Annotated in this window: 2 protein-coding genes; both read left to right on the forward strand. The window is 62.6% G+C overall.

What is annotated here, in order from left to right:
* Positions 1 to 708 (forward strand): mandelate racemase/muconate lactonizing enzyme family protein (locus EN750_RS30855; protein ID WP_189526573.1); only part of this gene is annotated, 708 nt, incomplete at its 5' end.
* A 1-nt stretch (position 709) separates the two neighbouring features.
* Positions 710 to 1,894: a mandelate racemase/muconate lactonizing enzyme family protein gene (locus tag EN750_RS30860; protein ID WP_127398984.1), complete on the forward strand. Its 1,185-nt coding sequence runs from the start codon at positions 710 to 712 to the stop codon at positions 1,892 to 1,894.
* Positions 1,895 to 2,202 lie beyond the last annotated feature (308 nt).

A 2,202-nucleotide genomic window follows, 5' to 3' on the forward strand; every position in this document is an offset into this window, starting at 1 on the left:
GAACTCTATAAGGTCGTCACGCACGGCAGCGTCGACGCCATGGCCGCGCTGGCCAAGCGCATCGTCAAGGACGGCTTCCACCGGCTACAGGTCAAGGTCGGCGGCAATGTGCATGACGACATCGAGCGTGTCACCGCGGTCGCCGCCTCGGTGCCGAAAGGCACGGTCATCTTCTGCGACGCCAATGCCGGCTGGACGCCCTATCAGGCGCGCCAGTTCGCCGGCGCGACGCGCAGCATCGACTACACGTTCGAGCAGCCCTGCACCACGATCGATGAAAACATGTCGGTGCGCCGCATGCTCGACAAGCCGATGGTGCTCGACGAATCCGTCACCTCGCTCGAGGCGATGCTGGAAATTCATCGCCTGGGTGCGGCCGACGGGCTGACCCTGAAGATCTCGCGCCTTGGCGGGGTGACGAAGACGCGCCAGATCCGCGACGTTGCCGTCGACCTCGGCTTCATGATCACGGTCGAGGACACGGGCGGCGCCGAGATCGACACCGCGGCCATGGCGCATCTGTCGTTGTCAACGCCGGAAGAGCGCCGGCTGCATGCCATCGCCTTCCATGAATGGGTGACGGTGCGCACGGCGTCGAACATGCCGCCGGTCACCGGCAGCCGCATGGGCGTTCCAGATGGCCCCGGCCTTGGCATCGATGTCGTTCCCGACCTGCTGGGCAAGCCTTTCTTCGAGGTCGGCCGCTGAGATGAAGATCCGCAGCATCAAAGCCACGCCGATCAATCTGCGCCTCGAAGCGCCCTATGCCTGGGTGTTCGGCGAACTCGACGGCTTTTCGCCGACCATTGTTGAAGTCGAGACGGAGGATGGCTTGATTGGCCTCGGCGAAGCGCCGACGCCGGCGGCGGCCGCGATCATCAACGATGTCCTGGCGCCACGGCTGGTCGGGCGCGATGCCTTCGACATCGCCGGCGCCGAGCATGTCTGCCTGCCCTTCTGGACCGGCGTGCAGTCGATCAACGACCGCACCCGCATCATGGCTTTCGGCGCCATCGAGATGGCTTTGTGGGACCTGCGCGGCAAGGCGTGGAACCAACCGCTCTACCAGTTGCTTGGCGGCGCTGTGCGCAAGGATATCCCGTTCACCGACTATTTTTCGCTGCGCGGTGATGGACCAAAGGTGAAGGGCGAGACGACGCCGGAAGAAGTCGCCGATTATTGCGTCGAATTGCACGAGACGCACGGAACGACCTTCTTCGAAGGCAAGTTCTCGACCGATGATCCGAAAATCTCGTTAAAAATGGCCGAGCTGATCCGCCGTAAACTCGGCGACGATGCGATGATCCGCATCGATTCCAACCAGGCTTATTCACTCAGCACCGCGCGGCGGCTGGCGCGGCCGCTGGAAGAGCTCGGGGTGCGCAACTGGGAGGACCCGGTGGCGACCATCGAGGAGATGCGCGAATTGCGGCGCCATTGCTCGATCCCGTTCTCGACCCACAACATCGACATTGCGCGCGCCATGGAAACCAAGGTTCCGGACGCGTTCGTCGGCAACCCGACGACGCATGGCGGCATCGGCCGGCTACTGCGCTTCGTTGGCGCCTGCGAGCACGCCGGCATCGATTTCTGGTGCTACAGCGGCGACAGCGGCATCGGCAGTGCCGCCTATCTGCACCTGTGCGCGGCACTTGGTTGGATCAGGGAGCCGAACCAGTCGCTGTTTCGCATGCTGCCGATGGATGTCACCGAGGAAGGGCCGTTTTCGCCGAGAAACAATTTCGTGCGCGTTCCGGAAGGTCCCGGTCTCGGCGTCACCTTGTCGCGCAAGAACCTCGCTGCCTGTCACAGAGACTTTACCGAGAAAGGACCGTGCAACAAGTATCATGACCCGGCAAAACCCGGAACCTATCGCCGTTTGCCGCTGAACTAGACGGCGGAAGCAGTGCAGCCAGGAAGCCGGCGCGTCCACGCCACGACTGGATGGACCGGACAAAACCGCATGCTAAGGTTCCTGTCGACAGGCCTCTCTGGCGGCGGGAAAATGGAGCAATCCACGAAATTTCGTCAACCATAAGAAATAGGGGAAAGGGTAAAAACCCATGAGCAAGAACTACAGCATTCTCGACCTGATCCGGCGCAATTGCACGCCGCTTGAAAATCACCTGATCGACGGCCTTGTCGACGGTCGTGTCAGCCGCCGCGACTTCGTCCGTCACGGCAGCCTGCTCGGCCTGTCGC

The sequence above is a fragment of the Mesorhizobium sp. M7A.F.Ca.ET.027.03.2.1 genome, from assembly GCF_003999175.1.
Lineage (GTDB): Bacteria > Pseudomonadota > Alphaproteobacteria > Rhizobiales > Rhizobiaceae > Mesorhizobium.

Excerpts from the sequence above, each read along its gene's own strand:
- EN750_RS30860 (WP_127398984.1), top strand. The coding sequence starts at position 710 with ATGAAGATCCGCAGCATCAAAGCCACGCCGATCAATCTGCGCCTCGAA.